Source organism: Massilia jejuensis, assembly GCF_042656795.1.
Classification (GTDB): domain Bacteria; phylum Pseudomonadota; class Gammaproteobacteria; order Burkholderiales; family Burkholderiaceae_D; genus Telluria; species Telluria jejuensis.
Map to the genome: position 1 here is coordinate 74,023 of NZ_JBHSMS010000058.1, position 19,931 is coordinate 93,953.

At 66.7% G+C, this 19,931-nt stretch carries 16 protein-coding genes; 5 read left to right on the forward strand and 11 right to left on the reverse strand.

All coding sequences use genetic code 11. The annotated features are described in order from the left end of the window. Positions 1-389 precede the first annotated feature (389 nt). From ACFPOU_RS17985 to ACFPOU_RS18000, 4 genes are all read left to right on the forward strand, one after another. Positions 390-668, forward strand: coding sequence for a glutathione S-transferase C-terminal domain-containing protein (locus ACFPOU_RS17985; RefSeq protein ID WP_379724293.1), 279 nt, complete (start codon positions 390-392; stop codon positions 666-668). Positions 669-726: 58 nt separating this feature from the next. Beyond that, positions 727-1,506 (forward strand): spermine/spermidine synthase domain-containing protein, encoded by a 780-nt coding sequence (locus ACFPOU_RS17990; protein WP_379724296.1) that lies wholly within the window; start codon positions 727-729, stop codon positions 1,504-1,506. A 248-nt stretch (positions 1,507-1,754) separates the two neighbouring features. Then, positions 1,755-2,498: a PEP-CTERM sorting domain-containing protein gene (locus tag ACFPOU_RS17995; protein WP_379724299.1), complete on the forward strand. Its 744-nt coding sequence runs from the start codon at positions 1,755-1,757 to the stop codon at positions 2,496-2,498. A 432-nt stretch (positions 2,499-2,930) separates the two neighbouring features. After that, positions 2,931-3,791, forward strand: a complete 861-nt coding sequence (locus tag ACFPOU_RS18000) for an oxygenase MpaB family protein (RefSeq protein ID WP_379724302.1) — start codon at positions 2,931-2,933, stop codon at positions 3,789-3,791. A gap of 197 nt (positions 3,792-3,988) precedes the next feature. Here the strand turns inward: ACFPOU_RS18000 and ACFPOU_RS18005 are convergent, their stop codons facing one another. Genes ACFPOU_RS18005 through ACFPOU_RS18050 form a run of 10 tightly spaced genes read right to left on the reverse strand, consistent with a single transcriptional unit; the run spans position 3,989 to position 17,053 of the window. Next, positions 3,989-5,554 (reverse strand): hypothetical protein, encoded by a 1,566-nt coding sequence (locus tag ACFPOU_RS18005; RefSeq protein WP_379724305.1) that lies wholly within the window; start codon positions 5,552-5,554, stop codon positions 3,989-3,991. Further along, the gene (locus tag ACFPOU_RS18010) at positions 5,551-7,521 is read right to left on the reverse strand and encodes a DUF4175 family protein (RefSeq protein WP_379724309.1); all 1,971 of its coding nucleotides are present in this window, start codon (positions 7,519-7,521) and stop codon (positions 5,551-5,553) included. The genes ACFPOU_RS18005 and ACFPOU_RS18010 overlap by 4 nt, the downstream gene beginning before the upstream one ends. Next, positions 7,505-8,488, reverse strand: coding sequence for a BatA domain-containing protein (locus ACFPOU_RS18015; RefSeq protein ID WP_379724312.1), 984 nt, complete (start codon positions 8,486-8,488; stop codon positions 7,505-7,507). The genes ACFPOU_RS18010 and ACFPOU_RS18015 overlap by 17 nt, the downstream gene beginning before the upstream one ends. Beyond that, positions 8,485-9,372, reverse strand: a complete 888-nt coding sequence (locus ACFPOU_RS18020; protein ID WP_379724316.1) for a DUF58 domain-containing protein — start codon at positions 9,370-9,372, stop codon at positions 8,485-8,487. Before ACFPOU_RS18020 ends, ACFPOU_RS18015 begins: the two co-directional genes overlap by 4 nt. A gap of 12 nt (positions 9,373-9,384) precedes the next feature. Next, positions 9,385-10,404 carry an AAA family ATPase gene (locus tag ACFPOU_RS18025; RefSeq protein WP_379724318.1) on the reverse strand — a complete coding sequence of 340 codons (1,020 nt, stop codon included), beginning with the start codon at positions 10,402-10,404 and terminating at the stop codon, positions 9,385-9,387. 1 nt (position 10,405) lies between these two features. Continuing rightward, a complete protein-coding gene (locus tag ACFPOU_RS18030; protein WP_379724321.1) occupies positions 10,406-11,026 on the reverse strand; it encodes a DUF4159 domain-containing protein in 621 nt (206 codons plus the stop codon). Between the two features lie 14 nt (positions 11,027-11,040). Continuing rightward, on the reverse strand, positions 11,041-12,378 hold the full coding sequence (locus tag ACFPOU_RS18035) for a TldD/PmbA family protein (protein ID WP_379724324.1): 1,338 nt from the start codon (positions 12,376-12,378) through the stop codon (positions 11,041-11,043). A 9-nt stretch (positions 12,379-12,387) separates the two neighbouring features. Continuing rightward, positions 12,388-14,025 (reverse strand): TldD/PmbA family protein, encoded by a 1,638-nt coding sequence (locus ACFPOU_RS18040; RefSeq protein ID WP_379724327.1) that lies wholly within the window; start codon positions 14,023-14,025, stop codon positions 12,388-12,390. A gap of 46 nt (positions 14,026-14,071) precedes the next feature. Beyond that, entirely contained in the window at positions 14,072-15,406 is a 1,335-nt protein-coding gene (locus ACFPOU_RS18045; RefSeq protein WP_379724330.1) for a TldD/PmbA family protein, read from the reverse strand. 9 nt (positions 15,407-15,415) lie between these two features. After that, positions 15,416-17,053 (reverse strand): TldD/PmbA family protein, encoded by a 1,638-nt coding sequence (locus tag ACFPOU_RS18050; protein WP_379724333.1) that lies wholly within the window; start codon positions 17,051-17,053, stop codon positions 15,416-15,418. A 335-nt stretch (positions 17,054-17,388) separates the two neighbouring features. Here ACFPOU_RS18050 and ACFPOU_RS18055 point away from each other — a divergent pair, with 335 nt between their 5' ends. Further along, positions 17,389-18,177 (forward strand): class I SAM-dependent methyltransferase, encoded by a 789-nt coding sequence (locus ACFPOU_RS18055; protein ID WP_379724336.1) that lies wholly within the window; start codon positions 17,389-17,391, stop codon positions 18,175-18,177. Between the two features lie 87 nt (positions 18,178-18,264). Here ACFPOU_RS18055 and ACFPOU_RS18060 read toward each other — a convergent pair whose 3' ends face one another. After that, positions 18,265-19,902, reverse strand: coding sequence for a serine hydrolase (locus tag ACFPOU_RS18060; protein WP_379724339.1), 1,638 nt, complete (start codon positions 19,900-19,902; stop codon positions 18,265-18,267). Positions 19,903-19,931: the final 29 nt, after the last annotated feature.

Below are 19,931 nucleotides of genomic sequence, written 5' to 3' on the forward strand. Positions count from 1 at the left end.
CCTGGAGATTTTTCATCCTCGGCGATGCGCGCTTCGCCAAGCGGCCGACGTCGCGCCTGGAACCTTGCCGCTGGCAGGATTTGGTCGCCCGCCTCGCCTCGCACATCCCGTTTCGCCTGGAGGGAGAGTTGCCGCCCGAGCCGGTGCTGCCGGACCAGGCCCGGTTCGAGCAAGCCCTGCCCAACCTGCTGAAGAAGGCCCACGGATCCGGTTCCGCCCCGTCGGCGTGGCCTTGCAAGTGCGGCGCGCGCAGGACTTGCTGCGCATCCTGCTGTCGAACCGCGACGGCGGCGGCCTGGCCGTGACGATGATCCTGCCGGCCCTCACCCGCACCAAAGGAAACCGATGCTGAAGATCGTCGGCAAACCGACCTCGACTTCATGGCGCTGGTGCGCGCCAGTCCGGCGCACGCCGACCCGGCGCAGATCACGTCCGGCGTCGCCACTTGGAACCGCCACGTCGGCATCCTCGACGCGCGGCTCGCCGCCACCGGTGCCTATATCGCGGGCGGACACTTTACACTGGCCGACATCGTCATCGGAATGTCGCTCAACCGCTGGTCGATGACGCCGATGGCGCGCCCCGCCTATCCGCATGTGGCGGCCTACCTGGCGCGCCTCGCCGAACGGCCGGGCTACCGCGCATGGTGCGCCGACGGCGTGCCCTGAGCGTGCCATCAGCGCGGCGCCCCTCTGGTAAGATCGCCGCTCACCTGCGCCCTACACCATGCCCGACCATTCTTCATTCGATCCCCGCTTCAGCCAGCCTGGCCACCCGCCGGCCACGACCACCGAATTCGAGGGCGTGCGCTCGCTGCACCTGGGCACTTCGTGGGAGCAAGGCGCGATGCGCCTGTCGTGCCCGGACGCGATCGAACTCGAATATGTGCAGATGATGATGGCCTGGCTGCTGTTCCAGGCCGCTTCGCCACGCCACATCGTGCAGCTCGGCCTGGGCAGCGCCGCGCTCACCAAGTTCTGCTATCGCCGCTTTCCCGACGCCCGCGTGACCGCCGTCGAACTCAATCCCAACGTGATCGCGATTTGCCGCGCCCTGTTCGCCCTGCCGCCGAACGACGCCCGCCTGGATGTGCGCGAAGCGAACGCGCTCGATTTCGTGCTGGACCGGCGCAACCACGGCACGGTCGATGTCCTGCAGGTCGACCTGTACGACGAACAGGCGCGCGGGCCGGTCCTCGACAGCGTCGAGTTCTACCAGGGTTGCCGCGACTGCCTGCGGCCGGACGGCATCATGACCGCCAACGTATTCGGGGAAGTCGGCAACTACGACAAGAATCTGGCGGCGATGACCGACGTCTTCGACGCCATCGCCTGGTTGCCCGAGGTGCACGATGCAAACATCGTCGTAATCGCTTTCAAGAACGCCCCGCAGATCGATTTTTCGCTGCTGTACGAACGCGCCGCCGGGATCAGGCGGCGCCTGAATCTGCCGGCGAAAAAGTGGGTCGAAGGTTTGAAGGAGTGGATGCGCGACCAGCAGGCGTGAAACCGGCACGCGGCCCACGCCGGGGGCGTCGGGCATGGCGCCAGTGCCAGGCGACTACGCTCTATGATTTTTTGCAATAGAAAATAGCTACTTGGAATATTTATATTAAAATAACTTTTTGTCGAAAAATATTACACCCCTGAATTCCGGCATGACAATCTTCCCGCACATGCCCCGTATTTACAACTGGCACGCGTATTGCTGCAAAGATAGCGCCAGCATTGGCATACAACTCTTGGGAGAGAATTGTGTTACAAATCAAAAAAATCGCCTTTGCAATTGCTATTGCTTCGCTTGCCGGCTCCGCGGCAGCAGTCCCGATCGTGTTGACATTCGAAGGGGTCGGCGACCAGGCTTCGATCAATGATTTCTACAATGGCGGTACCGATTCCGCAGGCAACAGGGGAAGGAATTACGGGATCAATTTTTCAAGTGCCAGCCTGGGATCGATCGACTTAAATGCTGGCGGTACGGGAAACTTTGCCAATGAGCCTAGCGCCAGCACCATTGTCGCCTTTTTGCGTGGCAGCGCGGCGACCATGAACGTGGCGGCTGGTTTCAATACGGGCTTTTCCTTCTTCTACAGCAGTAGCGAGAATGGCTTTGTCAACGTCTACGATGGCTTGAACGGGACCGGCAATCTGCTCGCGTCGCTCGAACTGCACGACAATATCGATCATTGCAGCGGCGACCCGAGCGGAGAGTATTGCCGGTTCAGCCCGATCGGTATGCGTTTCGACGGCATTGCACGGTCGGTGGACTTCGGTGGCGCCACGAACAATATCGGCTTTGACAATATAACCCTTGGAAGTTTTGTTCCTGGTACGCCTGCGCTACCCGATCTTCCGGACGACCCGGACAACCCCGACAACCCCGACAACCCAACTGGTCCCGACAGCCCGGCCGAAGTGCCGGAACCGGCCACGCTTGCCCTGACCGCGCTCGGATTGGCCGGTTTGGCAGCCTCGGGGCGGCGGCGTAAACCGGCATAGATTCCCTGCGTGCCGGATGCCCGTCGTCAACCCCGCATCCGGCCATTCGAACAAGGAATGGTACGGCTGGGGTCACGTCTGACATTTGTACACGGCCTCTGCCCTAGTTCCTGAGTTTCGCCTTCCCATCCAGCGCTCCCGCCAAACTGCGGCAGGCCGCGAGTATGCTTGAGCTTGGTCACTGCGGCTGGGGTCACGTCTAACATTTGTACACGGCCTCTGCCCTAGTTCCTGAGTTTCGCCTTCCCATCCAGCGCTCCCGCCAAACTGCGGCAGGCCGCGAGTATGCTTGAGCTTGTGTCCGAATGTCAGACCTGGCCCCAGCCTGCAGCCTGCACCCCCCCGCGGGCCGGCTACGCGTTTTAAACGGCCGTACGCCGCCGCGCTTCACCCCGTGGCAGACTGGCACCTGGAAAACCATACGGTGCGGTCATGCTGAAAATCCTGCAGGAACTGATGCGCCCTCCCCCCGGCATGGCCTTCGACTTCAGCCAGCCGCCGGGCGAGCCGGGGCTGGCGCCGGCAAACGGCGTCTCGTGGCGGGTGTTCGCCAATCCGGTTACGCTGTTCGTCGGCGGGGTGACGGCGGTGCTGCTCGAACTGGCCGAACCCTCGGTCCGCACGGGCGTATGGGAACACAGCAGTTTTGCGCGCGATCCAGGAACCCGCCTGCGGCGCACCGGCGCTGCGGCCATGATGACCGTCTACGGCCCGCGCTCGCAGGCGGAAAAGCTGATCGCGCACGTGGTGCGGGTGCACGGCCACGTGCGGGGCACCACGCCAGGCGGCGTCGCCTATTACGCCAACGATCCGCGCTTGCTCGACTGGGTCCAGGCAACCGCCGTGTTCGGGTTTAGCGAAGCTTTCCACTGCTACGCGTCGCCGCTGTCGCGGGCCGAGAAGGATGCCGCGTTCGCGGAGGGTGTGCTTTCCGCCGGACTGTATGGCGCAACCGGCCTGCCGCGCTCATGGGCCGCCTGGAAAGCACTGCTCGCCGCCACCGCGCCGGGGCTGGAGGGATCGCAGATTCTTGCCGATTTCCTGCGCATCATGGCCGAAGCGCCGATCATGCCCGCGCCGCTGCGCCCGCTCCAGCGGCTGCTGGTGCGGGCCGCCGTCGAGATCGTGCCGGAGCCGGTGCGTTCGCTGCCGCAGTTGCGCGGACAAGGCTTGCGCCTGGGCGAAGCGACGCTGGTGCGCGCAATCGCGCGAACCGCGGCACGGCTGCCACTGGGCGACACGCCGCAACGGCAGGCTGCGCGCCGGCTGGAAAAGCCCGTGGCGGATACATAAGGCAGGTCCGGGAGCCGCGGGCAGCCTGTCGACCTGCCCCATCATGGATGCGACGAATGCGGCAGTCGAAAGTAGATGCCCGTGTGCGTACATTCATGCCGGCACGGCGGCCGTTATCATTTGCGACAAGGTAGCTCCGGATTCTCGTGAAAAAATCTCGCATGCGCCTGAAGCAAGGTTGAGCTCGTGTCTGAATGTCAGACCTGACCCCGGCTGTTCTGGTCTTGTCGTTCGCGCCACCACAATCCCAGCATGGCGAGCCCGAATGCGACGGCAAACGGCCATTGCGGCCACGGGCGCTGCGTGCTCGAAGGCGCCGCCGGCGTGCGCGCCGCGTAGCGCGCGGTCGCGTCGCGCCGCTCGGCGGCTTGCCACAGCGGCCAGTCTTGCGGCGCGTGCACGTAGACCTGGCCGCTGGCCGGTTTCGTTCCCTGCGTGTCCATCCTCAGCCAGCCCGGTACGCGCGGATACACGGCGACGCAGGAGGCATCGACGCGGTCGGTGCGGCGCTGCCACGCGAGCGTCTGGCCCAGGTCCGGGAAGCGCACCTTGCCGCGCACGCCGAGCGCGCATACCTCGAGGCGTTGGCCGGGCAGCGGCATCTCGCGCGGTGCCAGCCATGCGATTTCTTCGGAACGCTCGACACGCAGCGCGTCGAGCACACCCTGCCACCACAATGCCAGCGCGCGCGGTTCGGTGATCGCGAGGCGGTGCCAGTCGGCCGCGCCCAGCCAGCCGATGCGGCCCTTGCCCCATTGGCGCGCCCAGACGCCGGCATCGTTGCCGGTCCAGGCACCGGCCTGGCGCGTGGACGGCGTCAACGGCGCCACCGGCAGCGGCAGCGGCCCGCCCGTCAGCTCGTCGGCCCCCTGGGCCTGGAGCGGCAACTGCAGGCTGCGCGACCAGATGCCGGCATCGTTGGCGTTCGCGGCCAGCACCAACAGGGAAGCGCCGCCCGTCACCTGCGCCAGCAAGGCCGCGCGCGCGGGCGCCGCGGCGCGCTCGAACCAGGCGGCATCGATCACCAGCAAATCGGGCTTGTCGATCTTCTCGCGCGCGCTTTCGGTGCGCGTGACCGTCTTGCCGAGCGTGACCTGCCAGTCCACCAGGGCGCGGCTTTGTGTCAGCACATCGTTCAGCACGCGCACGTCGAACGAGGGCGCGCTGAAGCGGCCGCGAACGGACAGCGGGCGCGTCTCGCCAACGACGACCGGCACCGGTCCCTCGGCCAGCACGGCGTCCCGCTCGTCCAGCAGGCGCGCTTTTAATACCAGCGGCTCGGCCAGCGGCGGCAGCCAGTTCACCGTCAGGTCGCCAACGCCGCGTGACTCCGCCAGCACCTGGCCATTTTCGGCCAGCAGCTGCAGGCGCGCGGATGTCTCGCCGCCGCGGCGCACGGTCAGCGCGAACAGGCGGCCCAGCGCCAGCCGGCGCGGAAATTCGAGACGAAGTGTCTCAGTTTTGGGGACGGTCCAGGCCAGCGGGCGCGCCGGCAGGTCGTGCCACTGCGCCGCGCGCAGGCCGTCGCCCTCGAGCGTCACGCTGCGCACGCCCTCGAGCGAGGCGGGCGGATAGCGCGCATCGATCGCCAGCGTCGTGCCCGACTCGCCCGGCATCCTCAAATCCGAAGCGAGCAGCGCCAGCGCCGCCGTGGCGACCAGTGCCAGCAATGCCTCGAGAAAGCGCCGCCGCCACAGGTAGAGCAGCACGCTGGGCGCGCCGACGAGGGCAATGGCGGCGATGAGGGCAACGCCGGCATTCATTTGGCCGCTCCTTCGCGCCAGGCGCGCGTGAATGGCGTGCTCGTCACCGGCTGCGCCTGCAGCAGCACCGGTGCCTGGCCGATACCGGCGCGCAGCCAGGCGCGCAGGCCTGGACGGCAGCGCTGGCAGCCGTCGGCCACGTCCTGGATCGCGCGCTGCGCCGCCAGGCGCCGGTCGTCGTCCTTCAGGCGGTCGCGCACCCAGTCGTGGGCGGTGCGCGTCCACAGGGCAGGCAGCGCGCCCTCGCCCGACAAGGCCGCCACCAGAGCGCGCAAGGAGGCGGGAATCGCCTCGCCGGCCGCGTCCTGCTCGCGCGCATAGCTGGCCGCGCCGACGACGTCGCCCGTCATGCGAATCTCTTCCTTGATGGGCGGCGGCACGAAGGCGGTCTTGTGCAGGTAGATGCGGTCGGCCTGCTGCAACTCCTTGATGGCGGCGAGCGCCTTGTACTCGGGCTGCAGCGCCGTCCTTGGCTGGATCGCGCGCAAGGCCTTTTCAGCGTCCCACATCGCGACCAGGGCGCGGCGCAGGATTTTTTTCGTGTCCTCGTCGTACAGGGTCGCATTCTCCGCTTCGTCGTGGGCGTGACCGAACTCGTGCAGCACGTCCATCTTGCCGTCCTCGCCGGCATGCTCGTCTTCCTCCTCGCCGCCGAACAGGCTCGATTCCTCGCCCAGGAACTGGCCGTAGCGGCGGCGCAGCTGGCCCTGGTCCTGCGCGATCTTCTCGCTGCGCTCGCGCACCGCGTCGGCATGCATCCGGGTCGATTTCATGTCGGCCATCAGCTGCTCGGTATCGATGATGATCTGGCGCTGGCTGCGCAGGCTCTGGGGCTTGACCAGCATCGGCATGGCCGTCGTCTCCTCGTCGTCCTCGACTTCCGGCGCCGGCAGGCGCAGCGTGTAGGTGGGCGACTGCACCGTGTGGGGACGCGCCGCGTTGTCGCTGGCGCGCACGAAGAAATAGAGCTCGTCACCCGGCTCCATGCCCAGTTCCGCCAGGCTCCAGGTTTTCGCCCAGTTGCGCACGCGCGGATTGTTCGAGGCCGGCAGCGGCATTTCGCGATCGGTGAACTTGATGTTTTCTCCGCTGCCGCGCGCCAGCGTCAGGTGCAAGGTGGCGCGCTGGACGCGGTAGTCGTCCCGCACCGAAAGCGCCATCGGGGCCGCCGTGGCGCCGCTCTTCAGTTCCTCGATCATCCGGGCCGGCTGCGAAACCGCGATGACGGGCGGCGCGTCCGGCGTCACCTTGACCGTGTAGCGCGCGCCGCGCCAGCGCCAGAACAGCGATTCGCTCGCAACCAGGGTCGCGCATTGCGCGTTCACCCTCAAGGCGCGGCCGTCGCTCAGTTCCAGGGTCGTCTCGACCGCCCCGGCATTCTTCAGGCACCACACGATGCTGCCGCCTTCCGGCAGGCTGATGTCGCGCGGCGCGCCGGTCGTGCGCGCCGCGCCGGTGTAGCCCGGTGGCGTCGCCGTCACGCTCAGCTCGGGGATGACCGGCGCCTCCACCGCCGCGCCCGGCGGCCTGGCGGCGCCGGGTGCGGCGGCCGGCTGCCTGCCGAAGAACCAGACGACGGCGGCCAGCGCCAGCCAGGGCAACAGCCAGCCCAGGCCGGTCTTGACGTGGGGGTCGATGGCGCGCCGCACGGCAGGCTGGTCCAGCGCGGCATCGAGGCGCCCCAGCAGGCGCGCGCGCTGCAGGCGCGCCAGCGGCGTGCCGGCCTCCACCAGCAGCGCGCTGCTGTCTTCCATGCCCGGCACCGCCGCGTCCAGCCAGCCGCTCCAGCCATGCCTGACCTTGCCGCGCAAGCGGGCCGCATCCCACATGCACCAGGCGACCCAGGCCAGCAGGCCGGGCAGGAGACGCAGGCTTAGCCAGGGCAAGGTTCCCAGCGCCCACAGCGGCAAGCGCCGTACCAGCGCCGCACGCCACAGGCGCCGCACGATATCAGCGTCGCCGTGCATGGGTGACGATCCTTTCGAGCGCAAACAGGCCGACCAGCGCCATCATCAACAAGTCGCGCAGCGCGCCGCTGGCGCCGCTGCGCGCGCCGGTGCCGGCGGCGGCGAAGGCCTGCGGCGGCGCCGTGTACGGGACCGGCGCATGGTGCAGCTCGCGCCAGGTCTCGAGCAGCGTGCGCGCCGCGGCCGGGTCGGCCGGCGGCCAGGCGGTCGAGGCCCACACCCGGCCCCGCGCGCCGTCGGCATGAACGATGCCGCCGATCGTCTTCGATTGCGCCAGCTCGGTGAAGGCGCCGGCATCGGTGGCCCACCACAGCGGCGCACGCATGCCGGGCGGCGGCGCGTCGGGCATGTCCCAGACGATCAGTTCGGTCTTCGGGCCGGGCACGCTGTCGATGCTGACGCGCAGCGGGCCGTCGAGCGCGGCGAACAGGCGGCGCCATTCCCCGGGTCGGGCGCTGACGATGGCGACGCGGCTGTCCGTGCGCGCCACGGGTCGAGCGAGCGACCGCAGCACCACCGGACGGCGAAATGCCGGCAGCGTAGCCGGCATCGGAATATCGCCCAGCACCAGCAGGCGCGCCTCGGGCTTGAATTCGCGCTCGTGGGCACGGATCCAGGCCAGCGCATCGCCGGCCGGCAGCGACAGGCGCGCCGCCTGCGCAAATCCGGCGGCCTGCGCCTCACGCTCGGCCCACCCTGCGTCGGTGCCCTGCGCCACGACGACCGTCGCGCCGCGCCACGGAAACACCGGATCGGCCAGCCAGGCAATCGCGCAGGCCAGCAGCAGGCAGCGCACGATCAATAGCGGTACATCCGACCAGCGCCAGACGCGCCGGTGCCGCGGTTCCGTGCGCGGCAGGAAGCGCGCGCTGGCCAGCGGCTCGGCCTTGACCTGCACGCGTTTCTTGCGGTGCCACCAGACCGGCAGCAGCAGGGTCGGCAGCGCCAGCCACCACAGGCCGTTCATCGGCGGCCTCCCTGGCGCAGCCACTGGCGCAGCACGTCGCCCGGCGCCTGTTCAATGCGGGCGGACACCTGCAGCACGTCGCTGGCACGCAGGGCGGCGCTGACGGCGCCGAAATGCGCCTCGCGATTGCGCAGGTAAGTCTCGCGCAGGTCGGCGCCGAAGCGGAACACGGCCCCCTCCCGCTCGGGGTCGCGGTAGGCCGGCCCGCTGTCGAAGCTGCCCTCCTGCTCGGCCCCGGTATGCAGGCAGGCGGCGCGCACGTCATGGCGCATGTGGCGCAGGCGCACCAGCGCGTCCGAGAGCGGCGAAGGCCAGTCGAGGAAATCGCTGGCCGCGAAGATCAGCGAAGGCGACGCCGTCAAGCGCAGGCCGCCGCGCAGCACGTCGGCATCGGGCAGGTGGCCCGCGGCCGTCACCTGCTTGAGTCTGGCCAGCACCCGCTGCAGCTGGCGCGGTCCGCGCGCGGCCGGCAGGAACTGGACGCGGCCGCTTGCCAGCACGGCGAGCCCGAAGGCGTCGCCCTGGCGCTGCGCGATCGCGGCGATGCAGGCCAGCAGCGTGCGTGCATAGCCCAGCTTGTCGAGTCCCCCGATGCTGCGGCTCGGTTCGGCCATCGATGCGCTGGCATCGAGCACCAGCCAGACGGCGACATGGCTGTCGCGTTCGGCCTCGCGCACGTAATAGCGGTCCGCGCGCGCGAGCAGCTTCCAGTCGACGCGGCGCCACTCGTCGCCCGGCGCGTAGGCCCGGTACTCGGAGAACTCGACGCCGGCGCCGCGTTCGCGGCCGGCATGCACGCCCTGCCCCAGTCCCGCCAGCACATGCCGGATGACGAGTTCGAGGTCGGTCGTGTGCGCGATCAGCGCCGAACTTGCCAATGCCATCATCGATGCCAGTCAGTCGACCCGGATTTCGGCGCGGATCGCCTGCAGGATGTCGGCCATGGCCACGCCGTCGGCTTCGGCCTCGAAATTGCGCAGCACGCGGTGCGCCAGCACCGGCAGCAGCATGGCGGCGATGTCCTCGCGCGTGACGGCCAGGCGTCCCGCCATCAGCGCACGCGCCTTGGCCGCCAGCACCAGCGCCTGGCCGGCGCGCGGTCCCGCGCCCCAGCCGACGTGTTGCTTGACTGCCGCCACCGTCGTCACCGACGGACGCGTCGCGCGCACCAGGCGCGTGGCGTAGCGCAGCAGGTGTTCGCCGATGGCGATGTCGCGCACCAGCTGCTGCAGGCGTAACAGGCTTTGCAGATCCATCGCCGGTTCGGCCTCGCCCAGGCCGGCGTGCGTGGTCTTCGAGACCATCATGACTTCTTCGTCTTCGGTCGGGTAGACGACGTCGATGCGCAGCAGGAAGCGGTCGAGCTGGGCTTCGGGCAGCGGATAGGTGCCGGCCTGCTCGATCGGGTTTTGCGTGGCCAGCACGAAGAAGGGGCGCGGCAGCATGTGGGTGTGGCCGGCGAAGGTGACGCAGCGTTCCTGCATCGCTTCGAGCAGCGCCGATTGGGTCTTCGGCGGCGCGCGGTTGATCTCGTCGGCCAGCAGCACTTGCGTGAACACGGGACCGGGCTGGAAACGGAACGAACGCCGGCGCGTGGCCGCGTCTTCTTCCAGGATCTCGGTGCCGACGATATCGGAGGGCATCAGGTCGGGCGTGAACTGCACCCTCCGGAACTGCATGTCGGTCGCCTGCGCCAGGGACTTCACCAGCAGCGTCTTGCCCAGTCCGGGCACGCCTTCCACCAGCGCGTGGCCGCCGGCCAGCAAACACGTCACCAGCAGGTCGACCACTTCTTCCTGGCCGATGATCACGCGCGCCATGCTCGCTTTCAGCGCCGCCACCTTCGCCACCAGGCTCGCGACTTCCGACTCGCTCCATGCCCCCTGATCGTACCCTGCCCCAGCCTGCTCTGCCACTTCATGCTCCCAACGCGTATTGAATGATGTTTACCGCGAAGCGGGTATTGTCGACCGCCAGAAACCGTTTATTCCGGAAGTCGTAGTCCCACTCGCAGCCGTAATCCTTGTTCGAGTACAGCACGCGCACGCGCCCGCCAATCTCGATCGCCTTTAGATATTCGTGCACCAGGTCGTCGCCCCAGCCGTTCAGTTCCACCGAGGTATTGGGCGGACCGTCGAATTTGAAGAAGCTCGAATACACCGGGTGGTTGTTCGGGATTTTTCGCAAGGCCGAGCCGCCGAAGATCTTCGCCATCTCGGCTTCGAACGATTTCGCGAACAGGCCGTCGACGTCGTGGTTGCAGTCGTCGACGAACACGAAGCCGCCGCCGCGCACGTAGCGCTCGAAGTTCTTGCGCTCGGCGGGCGTGAACTGCACCAGCTTGTGGCCGGCCAGGTAGCAGAACGGCGCTTCGAGCACCTTCGGGTCGGACAGCGCGATCATCCGCTCGGCCGGGTCCACGCGCAAGGTCGTGTACTCGACGAGCGAATTGAGCACGTTGCTGGGCATGCGGATATCCACATCCCAGTCGCCCGACTCGTACAGCAGGCGCGTGAAGTAAAAATCGTACCGGGCCATGACCAGGGAGCCGGTTACACCGCGTCGGACAGCGACGTGAAGTTGAAGTCGCGCACCTTCATCGGCGGCAGCACCATCTGGTAGGGCACTTCGTCGCCGCCGATGACGACGGGTCTTCCCAGCTCCTCGACGTTGTTCAGGATCGAGACCGGGCTCTCGTTGAAGCGGAAATTCTTGATCGGATACTTGATCTTGCCGTTCTCGACATAGAAGGTGCCGTCGCGCGTCAGGCCCGTCAGCAGAAGCGACTGCGGATCGACCATGCGGATGTACCAGGTGCGCGTGACGACCACGCCTTTTTTCGTCCCCGCGACCAGTTCATCGAGCGACCTGGTGCCGCCGGCCATGATCATGTTGCCGTGGCCGGCGGTGGCCGGCTTGCCCTGCTTGTGCGCCCAGTAGCGCGAATAATCGAGCGAGGCGATGCGGCCGTTCTTGACAATGTCGGTGCGCGCGCGCGCCTGCATGGTCTGGCCGTCCCAGGGCGCGACCGGCACGTCCGGATTCCACGGATCGGCCCAGACGTTGATCTGCTCGTCGAACAGCTTGTCGCCCAGGCGGTTCTTGCCGCCCTTCTTGGTCAGGAAGCTGCGGCCCTCGTCGGCATCGCGCGCATCGAACGCGGAGAACATATTGCCCAGCACTTCGGAAGTGGCCGCCGGTTCCAGGATGACCGTGTAGCGGCCCGGCTCGAGCGCCTTCGCCTCGACCGAGCGCAGCGCCTTGTCGATCGCCACGCCGACCGCTTCACGGGCGTCGAAGCGGCTCGCGTCCACCGCCGAACGCGTGACCCAGCCCGAACCGCGGCCGTCTTCGGTGCGCACGGTGCAGGTATAGGCCAGGTCGGTCAGTTCCTGGAAGCCGAACACGCCGTTCGAATTGGCGATCGCCTCGAAACGCTTGCCGTCGTTGAAGAAGCCGGCCGCCACCAGGCCCGCCTTCTTCGCCGCTTCGATGCTGTAGGCCGCGACCTGGGCGCGGTATTCCGGATCGATATCGGCGGTCGCGCGGACAAACGTCGGCGTGGTCCTGAAATCCTGCTTGCCGACGGCGGGCATGAATTCAGGATTTTCCGGCGCCAGGCGCGCCAGCTCTTCGGCGCGGCGCACCGCCTTTTCCAGCGACTTGTCGTCGAACTCGTTGAGTTGGGCGATGCCGGCCTTCTTGCCGAAGGCCACGCGCACCGTCAGCTCCATGTCTTCGTTCAGGCCCGCCGTCGAGATGCCGTTGCGCGCGAAGCGCACGTTGCCTTCGCGCTTGCCTTCGATCGAGACGCTGCATTCGTCGGCCTTCGAAAACTTGATGACGCGTTCGCAGATGCGTTTTGCTTCTTCCTGGTTCAATTGTTTCATCGTTTTTCCTTAACCGATCCTGCGTGCCGTGTTGATCACGTTGATGCCGTTGAAGCGCGTCGTGCTCGAACCGTGCGAGACCGCGCTGACCTGGCTCGGCTGGCCCTTGCCGTCGAAGAAGGAGCCGCCCATGCGCCAGTCGCGCTCGTCGCAGATGGCGCTGCAGGCGTTCCAGAATTCCTGGGTATTCGACTGATACGCCACATCTTCCAGGGGATTGGTGATCTTGCCGTTCTTGATTTCGTAGAACAGCGTGCCGCCGAACTGGAAGTTGTAGCGCTGCTGGTCGATCGAATACGAACCGCGGCCGACGATATAGATGCCCTTCTTGACGTCCTTGACCATCTCGTCCGGGGTCAGGCGCGCCTTGCCGGCGGCGAGCGACACGTTCGGCATGCGCTGGAACTGCACGCTGCTCCAGGAATCGGCGTACGAGCAGCCGTGCGATTCCTTTTCGCCGATGATGTGGGCCTGGTCGCGCGTGGCCTGGTAATTCACGAGCACGCCGTCCTTGATGATGTTCCACTCGCGCGCGCGCACGCCTTCGTCGTCGTAGCCGATCAGGCCGAGCGAGGTCGGCGCGGTGCGGTCGGCAATGAAATTCACGCGCTCGGCGCCGAACTTGAATTTCTTCGATTCCCACTTGTCGAGCGTGGCGAAGCTGGTGCCGGCGTAGTTGGCCTCGTAGCCGAGCACGCGGTCCAGTTCCGTCGGGTGGCCGACCGCTTCGTGGATGGTGAGGAACAGGTGTTCGGGCGCCAGCACCAGGTCGTACTTGCCCGGCTCGACCGATTTGGCGGACAGCTTTTCGCGCGCCTGCTTGCCGGCCAGGCGTGCGTCCTCGATCACGTCGTAGGATCTGGTGTAGAGCGTGGTCACGCCGCCGGCGGCGCGCACCTTGTCCTGGGCGCGTACGTCGAAGTATTCGTAGCCCATGCTCACTGGCGAGCCGAGACCGGCGCGCGAGCGGAATTTGCCGGTCGCCTTGTCGACGGCGGTGGCATTGATCGGCGCCCACAGGCGGTGGACGTCCTGGTCGATGTAGGAGCCGTCGGTGGACGCAAAATATTTTTGCTGGTTGATCTGGAAAAGGTTCGCCGTCATGAAGCTGGCGCCCGCCTCCAGCCCGGCCTTGTTGGCGGCGATCAGCATCTCGGCCTTGTCCTTGATCGGAACGGCGCGCCAATCCTTGCTGATCGGCGTGGCCCAGCTCACCTCGCCCACGCCCTTGACGGGGGCCAGCCGCACCGGCTCCGTTTGCAGGCGGGCGTTGGCTTTCGCAATCGCCACTGCCTGGCGCGCGCAAGCGGCCACGGCGTCGGGGTGCATGGTGCTGGTCGCGGCAAAGCCGTAGGCGCCGCCCGCGATCACGCGGATGCCGACGCCCGTCGATTCGGTATTCGTGATGTTCTCGACGTTCAGGTCGCGCGTCGTGATGAACTGGTTCAGGTAGCGGCCGATGCGCACGTCGCAATACGATGCGCCGGCCTTGGTGGCGGCGCCCAGCGCCGTGTCGGCCAGCGATTTCTTGAAGGCCAAGGCCATGGGGCTGAGCAGGTCTTCGGCCGCGATCGCATTGCCGCAGACCGGGATGACCATGGCGCCGGCCGTGCCGGCGCAGATGGTGAGGAAGGTACGTCGTTCCATTGTGTCTCCATGTCGTGGCCGCTGCGACCACGCTGCGTTTTTTCTCTTACACCGCGTCCGACAGCGACGTGAAATTAAAATCGCGCACCTTCATCGCCGGCACCACCATCGGGTTCGGACCCTCGTCGCCGCCCAGCACCACCGACTTGCCGATTTCTTCGATATTGTTGAGCATCGTGACCGGGCTCTCGTTGAAGCGGAAGTTCTTGATCGGGTGCTTGATCTTGCCGTTCTCGACGTAGAAGGTGCCGTCGCGCGTCAGGCCCGTCAGCGCCACCGATTGCGGATCGACCATGCGGATGTACCAGGTGCGCGTGACCAGCACGCCCTTTTTGGTGCTGGCGATCAGCGCCTCGGTGGTCTTGTCGGTGCCGGCCATGATGAAATTGCCGGCCGCGCCCACGGCGCGCTTGTTCTTCTGCTTGGCCCAGAACTGCGAGTACTCGAGGTCGGCCACGCGGCCATCCTTGATCCACTGCTGGCGTTCGCGCGGCAGCATGTTGCTGTCCCAGGGCAGGACCGGCACCAGCGGGTCCCATGGATCGGACCAGATGTTGACCTGGCTGTCGAAGAGCTTGTCGCCGACGCGGTTCAAGCCGCCCTGCTTGGAGAGAAAGCTGCGGCCTTCGTCCGAGCGGCGCCCGTCGAAACCGTTCATCATGAAGGTCATCAGGTCGCTGGTGGCGGCCGGTTCCAGGATCACGGTGTAGCGGCCCGGTTCCAGCGCCTTCGCGTCGACCGAGCGCAGCGCCTTTTCGATGGCGACGTCGGCCGCTTCGCGCGGATCGAAGCGCGCCAGGTCGCGCGCAGAGCGGCGCACCCAGCCCGAACCGCGGCCATCCTCGGTGCGGATGGTGCAGGTGAAATCGAGCGAGGTCAGGGCCTGGTGGCCGAACACGCCGTTCGAGTTGGCAACCGTCTGGAAGGAAGTGGTGTCGGTCAGGAAGCCGGCGCTCACCAGCCCTTTCTTGCGGCAGGCCTCGATCGCGTAGGCGGCTGCCTGGGCGCGGATCTCGGGATCGATGTCGGCGGTCTTCTGCACGAACGTATTCGAGGCTTTATAGGACTGCCTGGCGACGGCCGGCATGAACTCCGGGTTTTCCGGCGCCAGGCGCGCCAGGTCCTCGGCGCGGCGCACGGCCTTTTCCAGCGACTTGTCGTCGAACTCGTTGATGGTGGCCGTTCCCTGGCGCTTGCCGAAGGCGACGCGCACGGTCAAGGTGGTGTCGTCGGTCAGGCCGGCGGTGGAGACGGCGTTGCGCGCGAAGCGGATGTTGCCGTTGCGTTCGCCGGCGATGCCGACGATGCATTCGTCGGCTTTCGAGAGCGACAGCACGCGGTCGCAGATGCGTTTGGTTTGGTCCTGGGTCAGGATGGTCATGAAAATTCCTTAGCCGATCTTGCGGGCGGTGTTGATCACGTTGATGCCGTTGAAGCGCGCGGTCGAGGACCCGTGCGAGACGATGCTGATCTGCGGCGGCTGGCCCTTGCCGTCGAAGAAGGAGCCGCCCATGCGCCAGTCGCTCTCGTCGCAGATGCCGGCGCAGGCTGTCCAGAATTCCTGGGTGTTGGCCTGGTAGGCGACGTCTTCCAGCATTTGCCCGATCTTGCCGTCCTTGATTTCGTAGAACAGCTGGCCGCCGAACTGGAAGTTGTAGCGCTGCTGGTCGATCGAGAACGAACCGTCGCCGACGATGTAGATGCCCTTCTTGATGCCCTTGACCATGTCGTCCGGGCTCATTTTCTTCTTGCCCGCCGCCAGCGACACGTTCGGCATGCGCTGGAACTGCACGTTGCTCCACGAGTCGGCGTACGAGCAGCCGTGCGATTCCTTTTCGCCGATGATGTGGGCCTGGTCGCGCGTGGCCTGGTAGTTGACGAGGATGCCGTCCTTGATGATGTCCCACTGCCTGGTACGCACCCCTTCGTCGTCGTAGCCGACCGCGCCGAGCGAATTCCTGGTGACCTTGTCGGCGTACAGGTTGACGATCTCGGCGCCGTACTTGAATTTCCTGGTTTCCCATTTATCCAGGGTCGCGAAGCTGGTGCCGGCGTAGTTGGCTTCGTAGCCGAGCACGCGGTCCAGTTCCGTCGGATGGCCGACCGATTCGTGGATGGTCAGGAACAGGTGTTCCGGAGAGAGCATCAGGTCGTACTTGCCCGGCGTGACCGACCTGGCGGTGAGCTTACGCTTGGCGTCGCGGCCGGCGGCGCGCGCGTCCTCGATCATGTCGTACGAATCGGTGTACAGCGTGGCGACGCCGCCGGCGGCCTTGATCTTGTGCTCGGGACGTGCGTCGAGGTATTCGTAGCCCATGCCCACCGGCGAACCGAGGCCGTTACGCGAACGGAACTTGCCGGTTGCCTTGTCGACGGCGGTGGCGTTGAACGGCGCCCACAGGCGGTGCAGGTCCTGGTCGATGTAGGAGCCGTCGGTCGACGCGAAGTACTTCTGCTGGTTCACCTGAAACAGCATCGACTGCATGAAGTTGGCGCCGTTGTCCATGCCGGCCTTGTTGGCGGCGATGAGCAGCTCGGCCTTGTCCTTGATCGGGACCGTGCGCCAGTCCTTCTTGTACGGCGTGGCCCAGGACACTTCGCCCACGCCTTTCACGGGCGCGAGGCGCACCGGCTCGGCCTGCAGCCTGGCGTTGGCCTTGGCGATCGCCACCGCCTGGCGCGCCGCGTTGGCGACGCCGTCCGCCGTCATGTCGGAGGTGGCGGCAAAGCCGTAGGCGCCGTTGCAGATGACGCGCACGCCGACGCCGGCCGATTCGGTGTTGACGACGTTCTCGACATTCAGGTCACGGGTGGTGACGAACTGGTTCAGGTAGCGCCCGATGCGCACGTCGCAATACGATGCCCCGGCCTTGGTGGCGGCATTGAGCGCCGTGTCGGCCAGCGCTTTCTTGGCCGCGACGGCCATCGGGTTCATCAATTCCTCGGCGGCGATCGCACGTCCTGCGATCGGGATGAGCATCGAGCCGAATGCCAGCGTACCGATGTTGAGAAAACTGCGACGTTCCATTGTGTCTCCTGAATTCGACTGCGGTTCGAAACTGCGGTCCGGCGCGGCCGCATATGTACATGTCCGGTTCCCGATGCCATCGCGGGCCGGCCGAATGGCAAACCGTTAAACATTAGCAGCAACTTCGGCTTTTGAATAGCCAATCTTCATACCGGTCGCAAACCGCCCGGAGGGTGTCCGCCTGCACGCGCCGACAGCATGCGGCCTGTACATACGCGCGACAGGCACGCGGATTCGCTTGACGGGCCGGGTGGCTTGTTCGATCATCGGCGCGGCGGCCCGGGTCCATCCGGGCCACAGCATCCGACACCAACCGACAACGGAGATCCACCCTCATGAAACGACTGATCCTGGCAGCCCTGCTGGCCGCGAGCGCCGCCGGCGCCGTGCAGGCCGACGACGCCCTGAAGGCCGTCATCGGCGGCGAACACCGCGCCGCCAATGCCGCGCGCGATACCTGGCGCCATCCGTACGAGACGCTGACCTTCTTCGGCATCAAGCCGACCATGACGGTGGTGGAGCTGTTGCCCGGCGGCGGCTGGTACACCGAGATCCTCGCGCCCTACCTGCGCGAGAAGGGCAAGTACATCGGCGCCGGCCAGGCGAACGAGCCGGGCAAGAAAAGCGGCCTCGCCTTCCGTGCCAAGCTCGACGCCAACCCTGCGCTGTACGGCAAGGCCGCCATGGGCGTGTTCGAGCCGCCGAGCCGCTACGAGATCGCGCCGGCCGGCAGCGCCGACATGGTCCTCACCTTCCGCAACATCCATAACTTCATCGGCGCCGGCGACGAGGCGGTGAAAACCACGTTCAAGGAAATCCACAAGGTCTTGAAACCGGGCGGCGTGCTGGGCGTGGTCGAGCACCGCCTGCCGGCCTCGATGAAGCAGGACGAGAAAGCGTCGAGCGGCTATGTGCACGAAGCCTACGTCATCAAGATGGCCGAAAGCGCAGGCTTCAAGCTGGCGGCGAAATCGGAAGTGAACGCCAATCCGAAGGACACGGCGAATCACGAAAAGGGCGTATGGACGCTGCCGCCGGTGCTGGCCAACAAGGACAAGGACCGCGAAAAGTACCTGGCCATTGGCGAGAGCGACCGGATGACGCTCAAGTTCGTCAAGCAGTGATCGCCGGCTGAGGTATCGGCAGGGTGGACGCACCGTGTCCACCCGACAGGAAACGGGGCCGTCCGAACCGGACCGCCCCGTTTTATTTTACGGCTTCGCCTTCGGCTGCTTCACGGGCGTGAACAGCAGGTCGTGGAAGTCGTAACTGAAGTCGGTCTCGGCCGATACCGCCTTCATCTTCACGTGCTCGATGCTGCCGTCATGATCGAGCGCGAAGGTCGCGTATGCGTCGGCGTTGAAGTTGCGCTCCTTCCAGCGCACGATGAAGGTGTCGTGCTGGAAGTGCTCCATCTCGCCCGTCAGGTCGGGCGTGCGCGAGAAGGACATGACCAGCTTCTTGCCCTCGCGCCTGATGTTCATCGTGCCGTACCACGGGTCGCTGTAGTTGCCTTCGTAGGCGCCGAGCGCCAGCGCGGGCTTGGACGTCGCCACGCGCGTGTCCGCGGCCTGCTTCAGGCGCGCCAGCTCCTCGGCGTGCTTGCGCTCCTCGTCGTCGGCGACGAGCTTGATCCAGTCGGTCGGCGCGCTGCCCGTCATGAACCGGTCGAGCAGGCGGTATTGCAGTGCGTTGAGCGCGCCCCCGCTTTCGGCGTTGGTGAGAATGGCCACGCCCAGCCTCGACTCCGGCACCAGCAGTACGCGCGAATAGAAACCCTGCAGCGCGCCGCCGTGCATGGCGATCAGCTGGCCCTTGTAGTCGCGCAGCTGGAAGCCCAGGCCGTAGGCGGCGAAATTGGCCTTCGTCGCGGCCAGCGGACCTTTCGGCTGGGCGATCTTCATCGGCGTCTGCGCGGTCCACATCTCGCGCGACTGCGCCTCGGAGAACAGGCGCAGCTCCTTGCCGTCCGCGCCTTTCCTGCCCGCGACACGGCCGCCGTCGAGCAGCACCGTCATCCAGCGCGCGATGTCTTCGGCATTCGTGTTGATGCCAACCGCGCCGACCGCGTTATCGACCGGCAGTGGCTTGACGGCGGCGATCCTGCCATTGATCTTGCTGTGCGCGTGCGAGGCATTCGGGTTGGCGGCATTCTCCAGCAGGCTGGTGGTGGTCGTGTTCATGCCCAGCGGGGCCAGGATGCGCTCGCGCACCGTGTCGCCCCAGGACTTGCCGGACTTGCGCGCGATGATCTTGCCGGCCACGATGTACAGCAGGTTGTCGTAGGCATAGCCGTTGCGAAAGCTCGTCGCCGGCTTTATGTAGCGCAGGCGCTCGATGATCTCGTCGGTGGTGAACGTCGTCGTCGGCCACCAGAGCAGGTCGCCGGCGCCCAGGCCCAGGCCGCTGCGGTGGGTCAGCAGGTCGCGCACCGTCATCTCGCGCGTGACGTAGGCGTCGTACATCTGGAAGTCGGGCAGGTGCTTGACGACCGGGTCGTCCCATTGCAGCTTGCCCTCGTCGACCAGCATCGCCAGCGCGGCCGCGGTGAACGCTTTCGAATTCGAGGCGATCTCGAACAGGGTCCTGCCGTCGACCCTGGCCGGCTCGCCGAGTTTGCGCACGCCGAAGCCGCGCGCGGCGACGACCTTGCCGTCCTTGACGACGGCGATCGCGATGCCGGGCACGTCGAAGGCTTGCATGACGCGGCCGACGTCCTGCTCCAGGTCGTGGGCGGCCGCGACGGCGGGGGCCGCTGCGGGCGTGGCTACGGCCGGCGCCGCTGCCGTCCGGGCATGGGCGCCGGCGGCGCAAGACGCGATCAGGATCGCGGCGGCAATGCGTTGCATGTGGTGCACTCTTCGTTTCCTTTGCTGGT